19 protein-coding genes and 1 tRNA gene are annotated in these 19921 nt (G+C 64.8%); 9 read left to right on the forward strand and 11 right to left on the reverse strand.

The window, feature by feature from the left end:
• Positions 1-4: 4 nt before the first annotated feature.
• Both ACESL9_RS02975 and ACESL9_RS02980 read right to left on the reverse strand, forming a co-directional pair.
• Positions 5-739, reverse strand: coding sequence for a GNAT family N-acetyltransferase (locus ACESL9_RS02975; RefSeq protein WP_372615078.1), 735 nt, complete (start codon positions 737-739; stop codon positions 5-7).
• Between the two features lie 115 nt (positions 740-854).
• The gene (locus ACESL9_RS02980) at positions 855-1316 is read right to left on the reverse strand and encodes an outer membrane protein assembly factor BamE (protein ID WP_372615079.1); all 462 of its coding nucleotides are present in this window, start codon (positions 1314-1316) and stop codon (positions 855-857) included.
• 81 nt (positions 1317-1397) lie between these two features.
• On the opposite strand from ACESL9_RS02980, the gene ACESL9_RS02985 reads away from it, so the two are divergent.
• From ACESL9_RS02985 to ACESL9_RS03020, 8 genes are all read left to right on the forward strand, one after another.
• A complete protein-coding gene (locus ACESL9_RS02985; protein ID WP_372615080.1) occupies positions 1398-1949 on the forward strand; it encodes a YceD family protein in 552 nt (183 codons plus the stop codon).
• 183 nt (positions 1950-2132) lie between these two features.
• Positions 2133-2339, forward strand: a complete 207-nt coding sequence (rpmF, locus tag ACESL9_RS02990; RefSeq protein ID WP_372615081.1) for a 50S ribosomal protein L32 — start codon at positions 2133-2135, stop codon at positions 2337-2339.
• Positions 2340-2368: 29 nt separating this feature from the next.
• A complete protein-coding gene (plsX, locus tag ACESL9_RS02995; RefSeq protein WP_372615082.1) occupies positions 2369-3499 on the forward strand; it encodes a phosphate acyltransferase PlsX in 1131 nt (376 codons plus the stop codon).
• Complete coding sequence (locus tag ACESL9_RS03000) at positions 3496-4470, forward strand: beta-ketoacyl-ACP synthase III (protein WP_372615083.1); 975 nt, start codon at positions 3496-3498, stop codon at positions 4468-4470. Before plsX ends, ACESL9_RS03000 begins: the two co-directional genes overlap by 4 nt.
• Before the next feature lie 298 nt (positions 4471-4768).
• Positions 4769-5071, forward strand: a complete 303-nt coding sequence (gene ihfA, locus ACESL9_RS03005) for an integration host factor subunit alpha (RefSeq protein WP_111362244.1) — start codon at positions 4769-4771, stop codon at positions 5069-5071.
• Positions 5072-5083: 12 nt separating this feature from the next.
• Positions 5084-6124 (forward strand): MerR family transcriptional regulator, encoded by a 1041-nt coding sequence (locus tag ACESL9_RS03010; protein ID WP_372674488.1) that lies wholly within the window; start codon positions 5084-5086, stop codon positions 6122-6124.
• Between the two features lie 71 nt (positions 6125-6195).
• A tRNA-Pro gene (locus tag ACESL9_RS03015) sits at positions 6196-6272 on the forward strand.
• 87 nt (positions 6273-6359) lie between these two features.
• The gene (locus ACESL9_RS03020; protein ID WP_372615085.1) at positions 6360-7439 is read left to right on the forward strand and encodes a 2'-deoxycytidine 5'-triphosphate deaminase; all 1080 of its coding nucleotides are present in this window, start codon (positions 6360-6362) and stop codon (positions 7437-7439) included.
• 148 nt (positions 7440-7587) lie between these two features.
• Here the strand turns inward: ACESL9_RS03020 and ACESL9_RS03025 are convergent, their stop codons facing one another.
• The 6 genes from ACESL9_RS03025 to argS form a co-directional block, all read right to left on the reverse strand.
• Positions 7588-7803: a hypothetical protein gene (locus ACESL9_RS03025; protein ID WP_372674489.1), complete on the reverse strand. Its 216-nt coding sequence runs from the start codon at positions 7801-7803 to the stop codon at positions 7588-7590.
• 108 nt (positions 7804-7911) lie between these two features.
• Entirely contained in the window at positions 7912-8586 is a 675-nt protein-coding gene (gene scpB, locus ACESL9_RS03030) for an SMC-Scp complex subunit ScpB (RefSeq protein ID WP_372674490.1), read from the reverse strand.
• Between the two features lie 4 nt (positions 8587-8590).
• Positions 8591-9373: a segregation and condensation protein A gene (locus ACESL9_RS03035; protein ID WP_372674491.1), complete on the reverse strand. Its 783-nt coding sequence runs from the start codon at positions 9371-9373 to the stop codon at positions 8591-8593.
• Entirely contained in the window at positions 9366-10373 is a 1008-nt protein-coding gene (nagZ, locus tag ACESL9_RS03040; RefSeq protein ID WP_372614175.1) for a beta-N-acetylhexosaminidase, read from the reverse strand. Before nagZ ends, ACESL9_RS03035 begins: the two co-directional genes overlap by 8 nt.
• Positions 10370-11380 carry an SPOR domain-containing protein gene (locus ACESL9_RS03045; protein ID WP_372614173.1) on the reverse strand — a complete coding sequence of 337 codons (1011 nt, stop codon included), beginning with the start codon at positions 11378-11380 and terminating at the stop codon, positions 10370-10372. The genes nagZ and ACESL9_RS03045 overlap by 4 nt, the downstream gene beginning before the upstream one ends.
• An 80-nt stretch (positions 11381-11460) precedes the next feature.
• A complete protein-coding gene (argS, locus tag ACESL9_RS03050; RefSeq protein WP_372614171.1) occupies positions 11461-13206 on the reverse strand; it encodes an arginine--tRNA ligase in 1746 nt (581 codons plus the stop codon).
• Between the two features lie 146 nt (positions 13207-13352).
• Between argS and typA the strand changes: the two genes are divergently transcribed.
• Positions 13353-15170, forward strand: coding sequence for a translational GTPase TypA (typA, locus tag ACESL9_RS03055; RefSeq protein ID WP_372614169.1), 1818 nt, complete (start codon positions 13353-13355; stop codon positions 15168-15170).
• A 454-nt stretch (positions 15171-15624) separates the two neighbouring features.
• On the opposite strand, the gene ACESL9_RS03060 is transcribed toward typA, so the two are convergent.
• The 3 genes from ACESL9_RS03060 to recA all read right to left on the reverse strand — a co-directional run bounded on the left by ACESL9_RS03060 (position 15625) and on the right by recA (position 19830).
• Positions 15625-15912: a DUF1330 domain-containing protein gene (locus tag ACESL9_RS03060; RefSeq protein WP_372614167.1), complete on the reverse strand. Its 288-nt coding sequence runs from the start codon at positions 15910-15912 to the stop codon at positions 15625-15627.
• A gap of 1 nt (position 15913) precedes the next feature.
• Positions 15914-18589 carry an alanine--tRNA ligase gene (gene alaS, locus ACESL9_RS03065; protein ID WP_372614165.1) on the reverse strand — a complete coding sequence of 892 codons (2676 nt, stop codon included), beginning with the start codon at positions 18587-18589 and terminating at the stop codon, positions 15914-15916.
• Between the two features lie 164 nt (positions 18590-18753).
• The gene (gene recA / locus ACESL9_RS03070) at positions 18754-19830 is read right to left on the reverse strand and encodes a recombinase RecA (protein ID WP_372614163.1); all 1077 of its coding nucleotides are present in this window, start codon (positions 19828-19830) and stop codon (positions 18754-18756) included.
• Between the last annotated feature and the right edge of the window lie 91 nt (positions 19831-19921).

The following is a 19921-nucleotide window of genomic DNA, read 5'->3' on the forward strand; positions in this document are numbered from 1 at the left end:
CAAGCTAGCCCGCGACCGCCCGCAACGCCCGCTTGCGCGCATCCGGGATCTGCCCGATCTCGACCCCGGTGAAAACATGCAGCGTGCCCATCTCCGGGTCGACCACCGCGTGATCGCTGACCCAGCCCCCCATCATCAGGTAAGTGCGCAGCAAGGGTGGCATCGCGGCCATTGCGCGCCGCGCGTCGGGCTTGCGCCTGAGCCGGGACGCAAAGCGGAACACCTGCGGCGCCTTGACCCGCGGCAGCCAGCGTTTGGGGCCGAGATGCCGCGCCTTGAGCCAGGCGAAAACGTCCGAATACCGCGCCGCGTCCGTGCCCGCGAAGGACGAGCAGCCAAACAGCATTTCGATATCGTTTTCATCGACATAGCCGGTCATCGCGCCCCAGGCCACGCGCAGGATATCGGGGTCACGCCGCCCCGGCGCGATGCAGAACCGGCCCAGTTCGACCATCTTGCCCCCGAACCGCTCGAGCGCGGAAAGCTCGTAATACTGCGCCGAATAGCTGCGCGAGATCTCACAACCTCCGGTCAGCGGCAGGAACCGGAAACAGGCGACCAGCTCACCGCTGGCCCGTTCCTCGATCAGAACGTGATCGCAGATCCCGTCGAACCGGTCCGCGTCGCGGCCCTCTGTCCCGAAGAAACACAGATGGCGCAGGTGCTGCGCCGCCACGACATCCGCCTCCGTCTGCGCCATTCGCGCGCCATAGCGCCCCTTTGTCAGTTCCAGCGTCATGGGCCACCCCCGGCTCTGTGCATATGATCATGCGTCAAGCCAAGGTTACGGGCAAGATATGACGTTCTCGCGACCAACCGGCACGGCCGCGCGCATCGCAGGGTTTTCGCGCCCGTCAGCCGCGCGTTTCCAGCATGTCCCCGGCGTTGAAGCGCCCAAGGTTGCCCATCAGCTGCTGAAAGAAGCTCTTGTCCTCGACAGAACTGTCGGTGACCCGCCGCGACAACACGACAGGGCGCCCCTCCTCGAGGCCGAAACGTTCGATGTTCTGCACAACGTCCGAGTCGTCAAAGCTGATCGCCACGACCTCGCGATCGGTCACCCTGGGTTCCAACATGCCCAAATGGCGCACCTGGCTGCGCACGTAGTAGATGTCGCCGCCTTCCATGACCGCCCCCGCCGAGGGTGTGCCCAGCACGTCCTCGACCGTGGCGCGGCTGTCGATGCCGACGGTGATTTCCTGCAATTCGTCATCGCTCGGCACATAGCCATGGTTGCGCATGATCGGCGAGCAGCCCGCCACCGCGACCAGCGCCACAGAAACGATGATCGCCCGTGCGGTTGCTCTCATATCCATGCTGCTGCCCTCTTGCCACGGCGGATCGCGCCTTTTATCCCGCTTACAACACGCACCCCACTGGTTCAAGAATGTAAGCTCATGCCCCGTTACGGAAATGCCGCCCGCTTTCGCCTGGCGGATCTGTCGCACAAGACGCCCACCGGGTTCGACCTGCGCCCCGACGCCGAGACGCTCAAGGCGATGGCGCGCGATCTCGGGCTCGATGCCCTGCGCAAGCTGTCCTTCACCGGCAGCATCCGCGCCGAGGGCGCCCAGGACTGGCGCCTCGATGCGCGGCTGGGCGCGACGGTGGTGCAGCCCTGCGTCGTGACCCTCGCCCCCGTGACCACGCGAATCGAAGAGGACGTGACCCGCCGCTACCTCGCCCACATGCCCGAGGACGAGGTGACCGACGACGAGGTCGAGATGCCCCAGGACGATAGCATCGAGCCCCTCGGCGAGGTGATCGACGTGGGCGCCGCCATGGTCGAGGCGCTGGTACTCGCGTTGCCGCTCTATCCACGGGCCGACGACGCGACACTGGAGCAGGCGCAGTTCAGCGAGCCGGGCAAGGAGCCGATGCGCGACGAGGATGCCCGCCCCTTCGCGGCACTCAAGGCCCTGCGCGACAAGCTCGAGCGCGACGATTGAGCCGGGCGCCGGAATCCGCTTGCACTCGCGGCCGAACCGGCTATTTTCCCCGCTCTTGCGAATTTAGGGTTGGACAGTCCGGCGCGTTCGGACTAAGAGCCACCAGAACCCGCGAACGGGTGAAATCCGCTCTACTGGAAACATCCGGGCCCCGCGCCCGCACTTTGGAATTGAGGTTGTGACATGGCCGTCCAACAGAACAAGGTCTCGAAATCGCGCCGCAACAATCGTCGGGCGCATGACTCGCTGGTTGCCGCGAACCCCAACGAATGCTCGAACTGTGGCGAGTTGAAGCGCCCGCATCATGTATGCCCCGCCTGCGGGCATTACGACGATCGTGAGATTGTCGCCATGGCAGACGAGATCGACCTCGACGAAGACGCGGCCTGAGGCCGGCGTCGCCGCCGAACACCCGTGGCATGAACGCATCGCACGACACCTCCGCCCCGGACGAATCCGGCAAGGGGACGGTCACGGGAACCGGACGTATCAGCATATCCGTCGACACCATGGGTGGCGACGCGGGACCGGCGACCGTGTTGGCCGGGCTGGCACGTTATGCCAGAAAGCACACCGACGTCGATTTCATCCTGCATGGCCCGCGCGAGACGCTCGACCCGCTGATCGCGCGCCGCAAGCAGCTGGCCGGCCGTTGCGACATCCGCGACGTTCCGGACGTGGTGTCGATGGAGGACAAACCCAGCCAGGTCATACGCCAGAGCCGCAACACCTCCATGTTCTCGGCGCTCGAGTCGGTGCGCTCGGGCGAGGCACATGCCTGCGTCTCCTGCGGCAATACCGGGGCGCTGATGCTGCTGTCGGTGGTGCGTCTGCGCAAGCTTCCCGGCGTCTACCGCCCGGCCATCGCCGTGCTCTGGCCCTCGCGCAATCCCCAGGGCTTCAACGTCATGCTCGACGGTGGCGCCGACGTGAAGGCCGACGAGCGCGACCTTCTGCAATATGCGCTGATGGGGGCCTCCTACGCGCGCAACGGGCTGGGCCTGGCGCGTCCGCGGGTCGGGCTGCTCAATGTCGGCACCGAGGAATTCAAGGGCCGCGCCGAGATGCAGGCGGCCAATGAACTGATCGCCGAGAACGCGCCCGCGGCCCATTTCGACTATGTCGGCTTCGTCGAGGGCTCCGACTTGCCCGGCGAACGCTGTGACGTGATCGTGACCGACGGGTTCACCGGCAACGTGGCGCTCAAGACCGGCGAAGGCGTGGCCAAGCTCTTCGGGGATTTCCTGCGCGAAGCGTTCCGCTATTCTCCGCTCTCGCGTCTGGCCTCGGTTCTGGCCTATACCTCCATGCAGCGACTGAAAAAACGAATCGATCCGCGCCGGGTCAATGGCGGCGTGTTTCTCGGGCTCAACGGCACGGTGGTGAAATCCCACGGCGGGGCCGACGCCACCGGCGTCGCGGCGGCGGTCAAGCTCGCCGTGCAACTCGCGGAGTCGAATTTCGCAGACAAGCTCGCCGCGCGTATCGCCGCCGCCACGATGCTCGCCACCGAGGGCGGGCAGGATGAAAAGGACGGAGACCGGAAATGACCATCAGGGCGGTCGTGACAGGCGTGGGCCACTACCTTCCCGAACGGATCGTGCCCAATGCCGAGTTCGAAAAGACGCTGGACACATCCGACGAGTGGATTCGCACCCGCTCGGGGATCGAGCGGCGCCATTTTGCCGCCGAGGGCGAAACCACCGCCGACATGGCGGTGACGGCCGCGCGGCGCGCGCTGGAGAATGCGGGGCTTGCCGCCGATGACATCGACGCGGTGATCGTGGCCACCTCGACCCCCGATCTCACCTTCCCGTCCGTCGCCACCATGGTCCAGAACGGGCTCGGCATGACCCGTGGCTTCGGCTTCGACGTTCAGGCGGTCTGCGCAGGCTTCGTCTATGCGCTGACCAATGCCAACGCGCTCATGCTCGCGGGGCAGGTGCGGCGCGTGCTGGTGATCGGCGCCGAAACCTTCAGCCGCATCATGGACTGGACCGACCGTTCGACCTGCGTGCTCTTCGGCGATGGCGCCGGCGCGATCGTGCTCGAAGCGCAGGAGGGCACCGGAACGTCCGACGATCGCGGCATCCTCTCGGCCGATCTCAACTCCGACGGGCGCTTTCGCGACATGCTCTATGTCGATGGCGGCGTTTCCTCGACCGGCCATGCGGGCAAGCTCCGGATGCAGGGCAACCCCCTCTTCCGCCAGGCCGTGGACAAGCTCACCTCGACCGCCGACGCGGCCCTGGCCAAGGCGGGGCTTACCGGCGACGCGGTCGACTGGATCGTACCGCACCAGGCCAATATCCGCATCATCCGCGGAACCGCGAAGAAGATGGGCGTGCCGATGGAGCGGGTGATCGTCACCGTTCAGGATCACGGCAACACCTCTGCCGCCTCGATCCCGCTGGCGCTGGCCGTCGGGGTCGAACGCGGCCAGATCAAGCGCGGCGACCTTCTCGTGACCGAGGCGATCGGCGGCGGCCTGGCATGGGGCGCGGTCGTCCTGCGCTGGTAGTCGCGCACCCGAGGCACGCAGAGATAGCGCATCACAGGGCCGCGGTCGGGGGCCCACAACATCAGCCCAGGGCGGTTTATCCCGCAACACCATCCCCCGGCCGGAGCGGCGCGCATACCATCGAAAGCACCCGGCCGGGGGGCGGGCATGTGCTGCCCGGGCGGCTGCGCCGCTGTTCCGGGCGGGCACGATGCGGCAGCGCGGCGAAGCTCCACATAAAACCCCGTGGGCAAGCCCTTGATATTGACTCGGAAATTGCATTGCCCCAAGGTTGTCGGAAAACAACCCGGGGGAACAAATGAGTGAAAAGACATTGACGCGCATGGACCTGAGCGAGGCAGTGTTTCGCGAAGTGGGCCTCTCGCGCAACGACAGCGCTCAACTCGTGGAAAGCGTTCTGCAACATATGTCCGATGCCCTGGTGCGCGGCGAACAGGTGAAAATCTCCTCCTTCGGCACCTTCTCGGTGCGTGAAAAGGCCGCCCGCGTTGGCCGCAACCCCAAGACCGGAGAAGAGGTGCCAATCAATCCGCGCCGGGTGCTCACCTTCCGTCCCTCGCACCTGATGAAGGACCGCGTGACGGAAGGGAACAAACGCTAGAAGGGACCGCACATGGGCAAATCCGCCGACGCTTTCCGAACCATCAGCGAAGTCGCGGACTGGCTCGAAACCCCGGCCCATGTGCTGCGTTTCTGGGAAAGCAAGTTTCCCCAGATCAAACCGGTGAAACGCGCTGGCGGGCGCCGTTATTACCGCCCCGCCGACATGGCGCTGATCGGTGGTATCAAGAAACTGCTCCATGATGACGGGATGACCATCAAGGGCGTGCAGAAAATCCTGCGCGATCAAGGGGTCAAACATGTCGCGGCGCTCTCGCCCCCGATCGACGGCGAAACGCCCCAGGGCGACGGCGACACGATCGAGGCCACCGCCACGCCCGGCGTCACCGCCCCCGAGGAAAGCGCCACCGTTCTGCCCTTCCAGCCCGTGAACAGGCCCGCCGACGAGTCGCAGGAACCCGCCCCCGAACGGCTGGACGACGCGGCTGACGCGGACCAACAAGGGCAGCGCGCCGCAACGCCGCCAGCCCCCGACGCCAGCCCGCCCCTGCCCGATGACGCCACCGAAGCCGGCACTGCGGAGTCCGATCTCGACGCCGGCACTGCGGCCGAGGATGTGGACGCGACCGAACGGCCGGCCGCAGCGGCGCCCGAACCACGCGACCCGACGGACGCGCCCGAGGTCGCTGACGAGGCGCCTGCGGCCCCCGCACCCGAGGACACGGGAAAACCCGCCACCGTGCCCGCCTTTCTCCGTCGCGGCGCACCTTCCCCGGATGCAGCCCCCCCGCTCACCGCGCCCCAGCATGATCCGCGACCCGAGGCCGGGATCGAATCCCGGCCCGACTCGCCCCCCGGCGCCGCCGATACCCCGCCCGAGCCCGAACCGCTCCGCACGGCGCAGATCGACGTGCCGCCCGATCCTGACGATGACAGCATCACCGCCCCGCCCGGCCTTCTGGCCACCATCGCGGCGCGCAAAGGCAGACCGCTCGCCCCCGAGGCCCGCTCGGAACTGCGCGCCCTGCGTGACCGGCTCGCGGCGGTTCACGCCCGCCAGACCGACACGCCCCGGACCGCCGCAACCGACTGAACCTTCCCTGCTGCGGTTTCGGCAAATTCCCCCTTGCCCCTGCCCGCAAAACCGTTATCTAGGCGCAACGTCGGGCTATAGCGCAGTCTGGTAGCGCGTCCGTCTGGGGGACGGGAGGTCGTAGGTTCGAATCCTGCTAGCCCGACCATCAACTCCGCCCCCACACCGGAAATTTCCCTTTTCCCGCCGCGCAAGCGCATGTATCCCCATGCGAAACCCTGCGGGAGTGACCAACATGACAGGCGTTCTGGCCAGCCAGCAGATCGAGGAGATGATCGCCCGGGGCGAGATCACCGCCGATCCCGCCATCCTGCCCGACCAGGTTCAACCCGCCAGTCTCGACCTTCGGCTGGGCCGTCGCGCATGGCGCGTGCGCGCCTCGTTCCTCGCCGGTCACGGGCGCCCCGTCTCCGAACGGCTGGCAGAATTCGAGATGCACCAGATCGACCTCATGGGGGGTGCCGTGCTGGAAAAGGGCTGCGTCTACGTCGTGCCGCTGATGGAGGGGCTTGCTCTGCCCCCCGGCATCCAGGCGGTCGCCAACGCCAAGAGCTCGACCGGGCGGCTCGACCTACTCACACGCGCGATCACCGATGGCGGCGAGGAATTCGACCGCATCGCGCCGGGTTATCACGGCCCGCTCTATGCCGAGATCTGCCCGCGCAGCTTCTCCGTGCTGGTCCGCCCCGGCATGCGCCTCAACCAGATCCGCTTTCGCGCCGGGCAGGCCACGCTTTCCGACGATGAACTCGACGCGCTCCATTCCGAAACCCCGCTCGTGGACGGCGATGCCCTCATCGACGAGGGCCTCGGTTTTTCCGTCGACCTCAAACCGACGGAGGGCACCCGCGTCGGCTATCGCGCCAAGCCGCATACCGGCGTGATCGACCTCGACCGGATCGGCTTCTACGACCCCGCCGAATACTGGGAGGAGTTGCACAGCGCGAACGGCCAGATCATCCTCGACCCCGGCGCCTTCTACATCCTCGTCAGCCGCGAGGCGGTGCATATCCCGCCCGCCTATGCCGCCGAGATGGCCCCCTTCCTCGCCATGGTGGGCGAGTTCCGGGTGCATTACGCGGGCTTCTTCGATCCGGGCTTCGGCCATGCACAACTGGGCGGCGCGGGCTCGCGCGGGGTGCTCGAAGTGCGCTGTCACGAATCGCCCTTCGTGCTCGAACACGGGCAGGTGGTGGGCCGTCTCGTCTATGAACGCATGTCCCAAGTGCCCGAGCAGCTTTACGGCGCGGGCATCGCCTCGAATTACCAGGGCCAAGGCCTCAAGCTCTCCAAGCATTTCCGCGCGCAGGGTTAACCCTTTTCGTTAACGCAAGACGACCACCACGCCGGCAGCCGGGCGGCAGCCGGGCGGTGTACGTCAGTCACCCCCCGGATTTTTCGCAGAATGATCATGTTAACCGTCTGGAACGATGGCGCAAGGCACGGTTAACCGCGCCGCGCGCTCACATTTTCCCGATGCGGCGGCCCATCTTCATCGCCTGTCGTGCCCGGCGGGCCGATTGCTTGCCCTGCCGTGCCTTGCGGCGCTCCTCTGGCGACATCTCCTCACGGGATTTTCCTTTTCCCGACAGTCGGTTGATACCCGCGTTCATGCCGCGTCCCACGGCCTTGCGAATGAACATCCGCATCACGAGGTTGATGATCTGGTTGGCGTTCATGGCGCCCTCCTGCCGTTGTCTCATGACCATATAGAGGGTCAATTTGCCCGCAATATGGCACGGATCGCGGGCTTTACCAAATCACGATCCGGCCATGCGAGACTGTCCTCAATCCTCGAACAGCTCGCTTTGCCCCTCCGATGCCTCTTCCTCGTCCCCGTCCTCTCCCTCGCCCGCACGCGGCATCAATGCCGGCGGCGGGCGGCTTTCCAACAGGCCCGCGGCGCGCAGGTCTTTCAACCCCGGAAGGTCGCGCGCACTTTCCAGGCCGAAATGATCGAGAAAGCCCTGCGTCACCACGAATGTCACCGGTCGCCCCGGTGTCATCTTGCGCCGACCAAAACGAATCCATTCCATTTCAAGCAGTTGATCGACCGTCCCGCGCGACACGCTTACCCCGCGGATTTCCTCGATCTCGGCCCGCGTCACCGGCTGGTGATAGGCGATGATCGCCAATGTCTCGATCGCCGCGCGGCTCAGCTTGCGGGTCTCGACCGTCTCTTTCTGCATCAGGAACCCGAGGTCCGGCGCAGTGCGGATCGCCCAGGCATCGCCGACCTTGACCACGCGCACGCCGCGCCCCTCATAGCGCTTGCGCAGATGCACCAGCGCCTCGGCCGCATCCGATCCAAAGGGCATCCGCGCGTTCAGCTCCTGCACCGTAACCGGCTCGGCGCTGGCGAAAAGAATGGCCTCGACCATGCGTTCCTGCTCGGCGATGGGGGGCGACTCGAACAGGGTATCACGGTCACTTTCTTCTTCTTCATCAATGCCTTCCGACATCATCCTAATCCCTCCTGCGAAGCTCGATCGGCGCGAATGTCTCGGCCTGGCGCAGCTCGACCCGCCCCTCTTTCACGAGTTCGAGCGAGGCCGCGAAGGTCGAGGCCAGCGACGACCGCCGCCGCGCCGGATCACTGTCCCAACCCTCTGGAACATAGCTCGCAATATCCGTCCACTGCCCCGCGAACCCGATCAGCCCGCGCATCCGCTCCAGCGCCTGTTCCATCGTCCAGACCGCGTCACGGTCCATCGCATAGGGGCGAAACTCGTCGCGGGTGCGTATCCGCGCATAGCCCTGCATCAGGTCGAGGAGCGTGGCCGTGAACCGGACCTTGCGCACCCGCGTCACATCCTCCGGAATGCCCCGGGCAAAGAAATCCCGCCCCAGCCTGTCCCGCGCCATAAGCCGCGCCGCCACGTCGCGCATCGCCTGCAACCGCTCCAGTTGGAACGCCAGATGCGCCGCCAGTTCCTCGCCCGACGGGCCCTCTTCGCTCGGGTCGGGCGGCAGCAGCAGGCGCGACTTGAGAAACGCGAGCCACGCCGCCATGACAAGGTAATCAGCCGCCAACTCAAGCCGCAGCGCCTTGGCTTTCTCAACGAAAGCAAGGTATTGCCGGGCGAGTTGCAACACGCTTATCTTGCGCAGATCGACTTTCTGCGTCCGGCTCAGCGTGAGCAGCACATCAAGCGGCCCCTCGAACCCGTCCACATCCACGATCAGCGCCTCGGCGGCCAGCCGTTCGCTTACCGATTGCCGGTCTTCCTGGAACTCGTCCTCAGCCATCCACAGCGCCCTTTGAAAGCGCCTCAAACTCGGCTTCCAGCGCCGCGATGTCAATCTCGTCCGCCGCATGACGCGCCGCCAGCGCCCGTTCGGCCCGGGCCTGGGCAACCGCACCCATCCGCCCCGCCGCCTCGGCCACACGGCGTTTCTCGTCCAGCGTGCCGTTGCAATGCAGTACCACGTCACAGCCCGCTGCGATCGCCTGCCGGCTCAGGTCACCAGGATCGCCCGCCAGCGCCTTCATCGAGATGTCGTCGCTCATGATCAGGCCATCGAACCCGATCTCGTCGCGGATCATCGCCATGACCGGGGCCGAAAGCGTTGCGGGGGCCGCATCCAGCGCCTCGTAAACCACATGCGCGGTCATCCCCAGCGGCATGTCCGAAAGCGCACGGAAAGGCGCGAAATCAACCTCTTGCAGCGCTTTCTTCACGGCACTGACCCGAGGCAACTCGAGATGGCTGTCGCTCTGCGCCCGGCCATGGCCGGGCAGATGCTTCACCACCGGCAACACGCCCCCGTCCAGATGCGCCCGCGCCACTGCCCGCCCGATCCGCGCCACGGTCTCGGCGCTCTCGCCGTAGCACCGGTTGCGCAGGAACGGATGGGTCCGCGGGGTCGCCACATCCAGCAGGGGTGCGCAATTGCTGTCGATCCCCAGCGACCGCAATTCATGCGCGATGATCCGATATCGCAGGTACATCGCCCGCGCGGCCCCTGCCCCGGCGCGCTCCACCTGAGCAAGCGGTGGTATCCATTCACGCCACTGCGGCGCGTGCAGCCGCTGGACGCGCCCCCCCTCCTGGTCGATGGTGATCAGCGCCTCGCGCCCCACCGCCTCGCGCATCTCGGTACAGAGCGCGTCAAGCTGGCCGGGGCCCTCCACATTGCGCGAGAAAAGGATGAAGCCGAACGGATCGGCCTCGCGAAAGAACGCCTTTTCCTCCGCCGTCAGCCGCAGCCCCCCGGCATCGAGGATCGTCGCGCCGAAGCGGCTCACCGTGTCGTCACCGGGATGCAATCGCCCCGCTCGGCCTGCAGGGCCGAACAGAAGCGCCGCGCATCGTTGAGATCGGCAAATCCCATGGCGCGGAGTCTGTAAAATGTCCGCCCGCCGCTCTGCGCTTTCTGGATAACACGCTGTTTTCCCTCGAGGTAATCCCCGAATCTCTCGCTCAGGCGGTCCCATTCGCGTCGTGCGACATCGGCGCTTTCAAAGGCGCCGAGCTGCGCCAGCCGCGTTCCCTTGGCGATGCTCTCGGGGTCGACCTCTTCGGATTCGGTCGCGGGCCCTGCCGCCGCTGTCTGTTTCATCTCTTCCGGCCGCAGAACCGGGCGCAGGGACTGCTTGATCCCCCCCTTGACCTCCAGTCGCGTCTCGGGCGCGGGCTCGGGATTGCGCTCGTCCTCGCCCGGGGTCGCCTCTATGGCCGCCACATGCTGGATCTTTTCTGCCGGTTCGCCCGTGTCCAGGCGTTCGGCCCCGGCGGCCAGTCGATCGGCCAACGCCAGCATCGATTCATCGTCCGAGCCATCCGTTGCCGACCCGCTTTCCGCGTTTGCCGTCTGTTCCCGCTCAGGGCCCGATGTCTCCACTTCGACCGGCTGAACCGCGCTGAGCGCAACATCCTCCTCGCTCAGGTCAACCGGTGCCGGTGCGAGGATCAACTGATCTGCCGGCTTTTCGGCCGGCCCGAGCGCCGCGACGCTGTTCACCGCAAGCCCCTGGTGCAGCGCCGGCCGTCCACCCGGGTTTTCGGGCTGCACCCGCATCGGTTTGCCCTCGGCCGCACGCACGACCGGCACGGCACTCACGTCGCGGGCCAACATCTTGTATCCCCAGACACTTATTCCAACGACAAGTGCCAGAGACACCGCGGCTCCGGCCCAGTTCATCACCGTTCCGAGGGCCCTGAGCGTGTCGCCGCCGCCCTTGTTTTCCGCCGTATTCGTGCTACTGCCCGCATGTGACCCGTAATCGGGATCACCCAATGGAATATCCGCCATGTTCGCCTCGCTTTCCCCGGGCGATACATTGCCGCCGGGGTTGTCTTGACTGCCTCACCGGCGACGGCGCGTCTTGCCTGTCAGCGCATTTCTTCCGCCGGCGTTACCCCAAGAATACCAAGACCTGCGGAAATAACAACGGCCACGGACCTCACAAGGGCCAGTTTTGACTGGCTTGTGGCCGGATCGTCCTCCTGGAGAAAGCGCAAGGCGGGCTCATCATTGCCCCTGTTCCACAGGCTGTGAAACTCGCTGGCCAGTTCATAGAGGTAAAAGGCGACGCGATGCGGCTCATTCGCGCGGCCTGCCGTGTCCACAAGGCGCGGCCATTCGGCCAGCTTGCGGATCACCGTCATCTCGGCCTCATGCCCCAACCTGGCCAGATCGGCCGTGCAGAGCGTTCTGTCTCCCGTCTCGATACCCGCCTCAGTGGCCTTGCGCAGCACCGAACACACCCGCGCATGGGCATACTGCACATAGAAAACCGGGTTGTCCTTGGATTGCTCCATCACCTTGTCAAAATCGAAATCGAGCGGCGCATCGTTCTTGCGCGTGAGCATGTGAAAGCGCGTCACATCGGCGCCCACCTGATCGACCACGTCGCGCAGGGTCACGAAATTGCCGGCCCGCTTGGACATCTTGAACGGCTCGCCATTCTTCCACAGCTTGACCAGTTGCGTGAGCTTGATGTCGAGCGGCACCTTGCCATCCGAGAGCGCCGAAACGGCCGCCTTCATCCGCTTGACATAACCACCATGATCCGCCCCGAACACATCAATAAGCGCGTCGAACCCCCTGGAAATCTTGTCATAATGATAGGCGATATCAGGCGCGAAATAGGTCCAGCCGCCGTCGGATTTCATGATCGGACGATCCACGTCATCGCCATGGGCCGTCGAACGGAAGAGGGTCTGTTCGCGCGGCTCCCAATCCTCGGGCATCTTGCCCTTGGGCGGCTCGAGCACACCGCGATAGATCAACCCCTTGTCGCGCAGGCTATCGATCGCCGCCTCGATCCGCCCCGTGCCATAAAGCGATTTCTCGCTGAAGAACACATCCATCTCGACCCCCAGTGCCTTCAGGTCCGTGCGGATCAGATCCATCATCGCGTTCGTTGCGAAATCACGCAGCTCTTCGAGCCATTCCCCTTCGCCCTTGTCTAGAAGGGTCTCGCCGTATTTCTCCTTGAGTGCCGCGCCGACCGGCACGAGGTAATCGCCCGGGTAAAGCCCTTCCGCGATCTCGGGTTCGAGGCCGCACGCCTCGCGGTAACGCTCATAGACAGACCGCGCCAGCGTATCGACCTGCGCGCCGCCATCGTTGATGTAATATTCGCGGGTCACGTCGTAGCCCACGAAATCCAGCAGCGAGGCCAGCGCATCGCCAAAGACCGCGCCGCGCGTGTGGCCCACATGCAAGGGGCCGGTGGGGTTGGCGCTCACGTATTCCACGTTGACCCGCTTGCCTGCGCCAAGGGTGGAACGACCGAAATCCGCTCCTTCCGCCAGCACAGCGCGCAGCACCCCCTGCCAGACATCCGCATCAAGCCTCAGGTTCAGGAAACCCGGCCCCGCCACCTCTGCGCTGGTGATCCGCGCGTCACCCCCCAGCCGTGCGGCCAAGGCTTCGGCAATGTCGCGCGGCTTAAACCCGGCGGGCTTGGCCAGAACCATCGCGGCATTTGTCGCCATGTCGCCATGCGCCGGGTCGCGCGGCGGCTCGACCGTGACATTGGCGAAATCAAGGCCCTCGGGCAAGTCGCCCGCCACCTGCATCTTGGCAAGCGCGTCGACGACAAGGTCGCGGATATCCGAAAAAAGGTTCATGATACGGTCCTGGATGGTTAGGGGTCAGCATTTACCATACAGTACCCACGCTGCAACCCGCCCATGCGCCTTGTGTTGCGCTTTGCCTCTGGCCTTTTGCGCCGCCCCGGGTTAGGCGCCTGCGACGCATTCAGGAAGGCTGACTTATGGACCTGCGAAATATCGCAATCATCGCCCATGTGGACCACGGGAAGACCACGCTCGTGGACGAGCTTTTGAAACAATCCGGCTCGTTCCGCGAGAACCAGGCCGTGGCCGAACGGGCGATGGACAGCAACGATATCGAACGCGAACGCGGCATCACCATCCTGGCCAAGGCCACCAGCGTGGAATGGAAGGGCACTCGCATCAATATCGTCGACACCCCCGGCCACGCCGATTTCGGCGGTGAGGTCGAACGGATTCTCAGCATGGTCGACGGCGTCGTGCTGCTGGTCGATGCCGCCGAGGGCCCGATGCCGCAGACCAAGTTCGTGACTTCCAAGGCGCTCGCCCTCGGGCTACGCCCGATCGTCGTGCTCAACAAGGTCGACAAGCCCGCCGCCGAGCCCGACCGCGCGCTGGACGAGGTGTTCGACCTGTTCGCCAGTCTCGGCGCGAATGATGATCAACTCGATTTCCCGCATCTCTATGCCTCGGGCATCAGCGGCTGGGCCGATCCCGAGCTTGACGGCCCGCGCAAGGATCTGCATGCGCTCTTCAACCTGATCGTCAACCACGTCCCTGCGCCCAAACAACAAAAACACGCGGACGAGGATTTCCGCATGCTCGCCACCACGCTGGGCAGCGATCCGTTCGTCGGACGCATCCTCACCGGGCGGGTCGAGTCCGGCCGTCTCAAGGTGGGCCAGACGGTGCAGGCGCTGTCACGTATCGGGCAAAAGATCGAACAGTTTCGCATCACCAAGATCCAAGCTTTCCGCGGTCTCAACCTGCAAGACATCGACGAAGCGGTTGCCGGCGACATCGTCAGCATCTCGGGGATGCAAAAGGCCACAGTGGCCGACACGATCTGTGCGCTGGCCGTGGACACGCCGATCGATGCGCAACCCATCGACCCGCCGACGATCTCGGTCACCTTCGGCATCAATGACAGCCCGCTCGCCGGGCGCGAGGGCAAGAAGGTTCAGAGCCGGGTCATCCGCGAACGCCTGATGAAAGAGGCCGAATCGAATGTTGCCATCCGTGTGACCGACACGCCGGGCGGCGAAGCCTTCGACGTGGCGGGGCGTGGCGAATTGCAAATGGGCGTTCTGATCGAGAACATGCGCCGCGAAGGCTTTGAACTCTCGATTTCGCGCCCCAAGGTGATCATGCGCGAAGAAGAGGGGCAAAGACTCGAACCGGTCGAAGAGGTCACGATCGACGTGGATGACGACTATACCGGCGCCGTGATCGAAAAGATCACCGGCCCGCGCAAGGGCGAGTTGATCGAGATGAAGCCGGCAGGCGCGGGCAAGACCCGCATCATCGCGCATGTGCCCTCACGCGGGCTTATCGGCTATCACGGCGAGTTCCTGACCGATACACGCGGGACCGGCGTGTTGAACCGCGTCTTTCATGGCTGGACCCCGCACAAGGGGCCGATTCCCGGGCGTCGCGCGGGCGTTCTCATCTCGATGGAAAACGGCGAGGCCGTGGCCTATGCGCTGTGGAACCTCGAAGACCGCGGGCGGATGTTCATCAACCCACAGGACAAGATCTATCAGGGCATGATCATCGGCGAGCACAGCCGCGAAAACGATCTTGAGGTGAACCCGCTCAAGGGCAAGAAACTCACCAATGTGCGGGCCAGCGGCACCGACGAGGCTGTGCGTCTCACTCCGCCCACGATTCTCTCGCTCGAACAGGCCATCGCCTATATCAACGACGACGAACTGGTCGAGGTGACGCCCAAGGCGATTCGGCTGCGCAAGCGCCACCTCGATCCGCATGAACGCAAGCGGATGTCGAAACAAGCTTAGGGCGTATTGCGTCGAATTGGGTTCGGCTGCCACCCAACAAAAGGGCAGCGCCCGCCCATGGGGCGGGTCGGGCGCTGCCCGGGCCGCAAGTGCCCCGGGCGGAGTAATTTCAACCGAGTGCAGTACGCCTTAAGATTTCCGGATGAACTCGGAAGTCTTATTCAACTCGTCACGCAATGCTTCTGCTGCATCCCGGCTGAGATTGTCTGCCACAGTAGCACAAACGCGTATCACGAACTCACTATGTTCAGGAAATTCTCGTAATCGGTAGATCGCGGCCAGTTTCGAGGCCAACGTCCCTCGCTCATCAAGGAGAGACATCAATTCAAAAAAGTTCGCGTTTCCGATTTGAACGGCTATCAAGATATTGTTTCCAAACAAAAGCAAGCGCAGATCCAGCCAAAGTGAAAAGCGGGGCTAAAACTGCAATTTGCTGGAAAAGTTCCGTCACCTGTCACTCACTGGTTTCCACCACCATCAGCTCACGCTCGGATGCACCGCGCGCGTGGCTCAGCGCCTCCTGGTATTCCGGGCTGTGATAGCAATCGACCGCCGCCTCGACACTCGGGAACCGTGCCACCACGTTGCGCGGTCGCTCGCGGCCCTCAAGCTGCACGAAACGACCGCCGCGGGCGATGAACTCGCCCCCGTGCTTGGCAATCGCCGGGCCGGCAAGCGCGGCATACTTGCCGTAAGCCTCGGCATCGGTCACCGTCACATGTGCAATCCAGAGCGCACCCATCTCAACCTCCTATCACGGCTTGTGCCGCCTTGATCGCCGCATCGGCATTTCCTGCATCCGGGCCCCCCCCCTGCGCCATGTCGGGTCGGCCACCGCCACCCTTGCCGCCCAGCTCGACCACCGCCGCGCGCACAAGATCAACCGCCGAGAGCGTATCGGTCAAGTCCGCAGTGACGCCCGCCGCCACCGCCGCCTTGCCCCCGGCATCGGCAATGAGCAGGACCGCACCGCTTTCCAGCCGCGCCTTGTGCTCGTCGATGAGCGCGGGCAGGTCCTTGCCGCTCACCCCCGAAAGAACCTGCGCCAGGAACCGCACACCGTTGATGTCACGTGGCTCGGCACCGCTTCCCTGCCCCGCGCCCCCGGCCATGGCCAGTTCGCGGCGCAGTTGCGCAACCTCGTTCTGCAACGCCCGGCGCTCGTCCATCAACGTCCTTATGCGCGTGGCGACCTCGGCCGGCTGCGCTTTCACGGTGGCCGAGATTTCGCTGACCTGGGCCGCCTGCGCCTCGAGATGCTCGAAGGCCGCAGCCCCGGTCAGGGCCTCGATCCGCCGCACACCGGCACTCGATGCCGCATCGCTCACGATCACGCAGAGCCCGATATCCCCGGTGCGCGTCACATGCGTGCCACCACACAGCTCGATCGACCAGGTCTCGCCATCCGTGCCCTTGCCCGTCGGCGCGCGCCCCATTGACACGACGCGCACCTCATCGCCGTATTTCTCGCCGAAAAGCGCCTGCGCCCCGATCTCGCGCGCTTCGTCGGGCGTCATGATCCGGGTTGTCACCGGGCTGTTCTGGCGGATAAAGGTGTTCACCTCTTCGCCAACCGCGCGCAGTTCCGCCTCCGTCAGAGGCTTGGCATGGCTGAAGTCGAAGCGCAGCCGATCCACGTCGTTGAGCGAGCCGCGCTGTGCCACGTGATCGCCCAGATGCACGCGAAGCGCCTCGTGAAGCAGATGCGTGGCCGAATGGTTGGCCCGCACCTTGCTGCGACGCTTGTGATCCACTTCGAGAGAAACGGTATCACCCCGCCCGAGGGCGCCACGCTCCACCCGCAGCTTATGCGCGAAGAGCCGGCCATCGGCATGTCTTTGCACGTCCGTCACGTGGCTGACGTCATCGAGATCCGCGAGCCGCCGGATATAGCCGTGGTCGGCCACCTGCCCGCCCGCCTCGCCGTAGAACGGGGTCTGATTGAGAATGGCCCAGCCCTCCTGCCCGGCATCCAGCCGCTCGACCTCGGCCCCCTCCCGGACCAGGGCCAGAACCTGCCCCTCGGCCGTCTCGGTGTCATACCCGAGAAAATCCGTGGCCCCGTGCCGATCCGCCAGGTCGAACCAGAGCGAGGCATCCGCCGCCTCGCCCGACCCGGCCCAGGCCGCGCGCGCCTTGGCCTTCTGTTCGGCCATGGCCTTCTCGAACCCTTCGGTATCGACCGCGCGCCCCTTCTCGCGCAGGGCATCCTGCGTGAGATCGAGCGGGAACCCGTAGGTATCATAGAGCTTGAACGCCGATTCACCGGGCAAGGGCGCGTCCGCATCAAGCGTTTCAAGCTCCTCGTCAAGGAGCCGCAGGCCCCGATCCAGCGTCTGCTTGAACCGCGTTTCCTCAAGCTCCAGCGTTTCCTCGATCAGGGGTTGTGCCCGCCCCAGTTCGGGATAGGCCGCGCCCATCTGGTGCACGAGCGCCGGAACCAGGCGGTGCATAACCGGGTCTTTCGATCCCAGAAGATGCGCATGGCGCAGCGCGCGCCGCATGATCCGGCGCAGGACGTAGCCCCGGCCGTCATTCGACGGCATCACGCCATCGGCAATGAGGAACGAGGTCGAGCGCAGATGATCGGCAATGACCCGGTGATGCGTCTTGCCCGGACCGTCCGGGTCGCTCGACGTGGCATTTGCGCTGGCCTCGATCAGCGCGCGAATGAGGTCGGTCGCGTAATTGTCGTTGGTCCCCTGCAACAGCGCCGCGACCCGCTCGATCCCCATGCCTGTGTCGATCGACTGCATGTCGAGCGCCTTCATCGAGCCGTCCTCGAATTGCTCGTTCTGCATGAAGACAAGGTTCCAGATCTCGACGAACCGGTCGCCATCCTCTTCCGGGCTCCCGGGCGGGCCACCCCAGTATTGCTCGCCATGGTCAAAGAATATCTCGGTGCAGGGCCCGCAAGGGCCTGTCGGTCCCATCATCCAGAAATTGTCGCTGGTCGGGATGCGGATGATCCGTTCATCCGGCAGGCCCGCGACCTTCTTCCACAGATCGGCCGCCTCGTCATCGGTATGATAGACCGTGACGAGGAGCCGTTCGGCCGGGATATCGAGCTCTTTCGTCACCAGTTCCCAGGCAAAGGGAATCGCCTCGGCCTTGAAATAATCACCGAAGCTGAAATTGCCCAACATCTCGAAAAACGTATGATGCCGCGCGGTATAGCCGACATTGTCGAGATCGTTGTGCTTGCCGCCCGCGCGCACGCATTTCTGAGCCGTGGTGGCGCGCGTGTAGTCGCGGGTCTCGACCCCGGTGAACAGGTTCTTGAACTGCACCATGCCCGAATTGACGAACATCAGGGTCGGGTCGTTGCGCGGCACGAGCGGACTCGAGGGCACGATCTCGTGCCCGTTCCTTGCGAAATAATTCAGGAAGGTCGAACGGATATCGTTCAGGTTGGGCATCGCGCATGGCCTCTGGGACTGGGTCAGTGATCCTGTGCGGTTTAGCCCCAAGCGTTTGGCCTGTCCACCGCCCTTGAACGGCCCGCCCGACCCCGACAATGCGCTCCGTATGAAAGGGGCCGCCCGTTAGATGGGCGGCCCTGGAAACAAGCGGCGGATGGCGCTCAGGTATCGAGAACGGCGTCGTCCCCCGCGGCGCCTTCGGGCGCATCGAAATCGAGCCCGTGGGCCGCCCGGATCTTGTCCTCGATCTCAAGCGCTGCCTTGGGGTTGTCCTTGAGATACTGGCGCGCATTCTCGCGCCCCTGCCCAATACGCTCATCCCCATAGGAATACCACGAGCCGGATTTCTGCACGGCGCCGGCCGCAACCCCCAGATCGAGGATCTCGCCGGTCTTGGAAATGCCCTCGCCGAACAGAATGTCGAACTCCACCTGCTTGAAGGGCGGCGCCACCTTGTTCTTGACCACCTTCACGCGGGTCTGGTTGCCGATCACCTCGTCGCGATCCTTGATCGAGCCGATCCGCCGGATGTCGAGCCGCACGGAGGAATAGAACTTGAGCGCGTTCCCGCCCGAGGTCGTTTCCGGACTGCCGAACATCACGCCGATCTTCATGCGGATCTGGTTGATGAAGATCACCATGCAGTTCGACCGCGACATCGAGCCGGTCAGCTTGCGCATGGCCTGGCTCATCAGCCGGGCCTGCACGCCCACGCTCGAATCGCCCATTTCGCCCTCGAGCTCGCTTTTCGGGGTCAGGGCCGCGACCGAGTCGACCACCACCAGGCTCACCGCGCCCGACCGGACCAGCGTGTCGGTTATCTCGAGCGCCTGCTCGCCCGTGTCCGGTTGCGAGATCAGCAACTCATCGAGATCGACGCCGAGTTTCCTGGCATATTGCGGATCGAGCGCATGTTCGGCATCGACAAAGGCGCAAACCCCGCCCCTCTTCTGCTCTTCGGCCACGCAGTGCAGCGTCAGCGTCGTCTTGCCCGAGCTTTCGGGGCCGTAGATCTCGATGATCCGACCCTTGGGCAGGCCGCCGATGCCCAGCGCGATATCGAGCCCGATCGACCCGGTCGAGGTCGCCTCGATCTGTTGAACCGGGCTGTCGGCCCCCAGTTTCATGATCGAACCTTTCCCGAATTGCCGTTCGATCTGCGCCAGCGCGCTGTCGAGCGCCTTTTGCTTGTTCGCGTCGCGTTTGTTGTCCATCTGGAAAAGTTCTGCCGTTGCCATTGATTTGCGTCCTTATCTCACAGCCGCCCCGGAGCGGCAATCGCCGTCACTCATGTTCCCTTAATGTTCTTATTGGAGACAAAAAGGGAAC

Source organism: Aquicoccus sp., assembly GCF_041686535.1.
Classification (GTDB): Bacteria; Pseudomonadota; Alphaproteobacteria; order Rhodobacterales; family Rhodobacteraceae; genus Aquicoccus.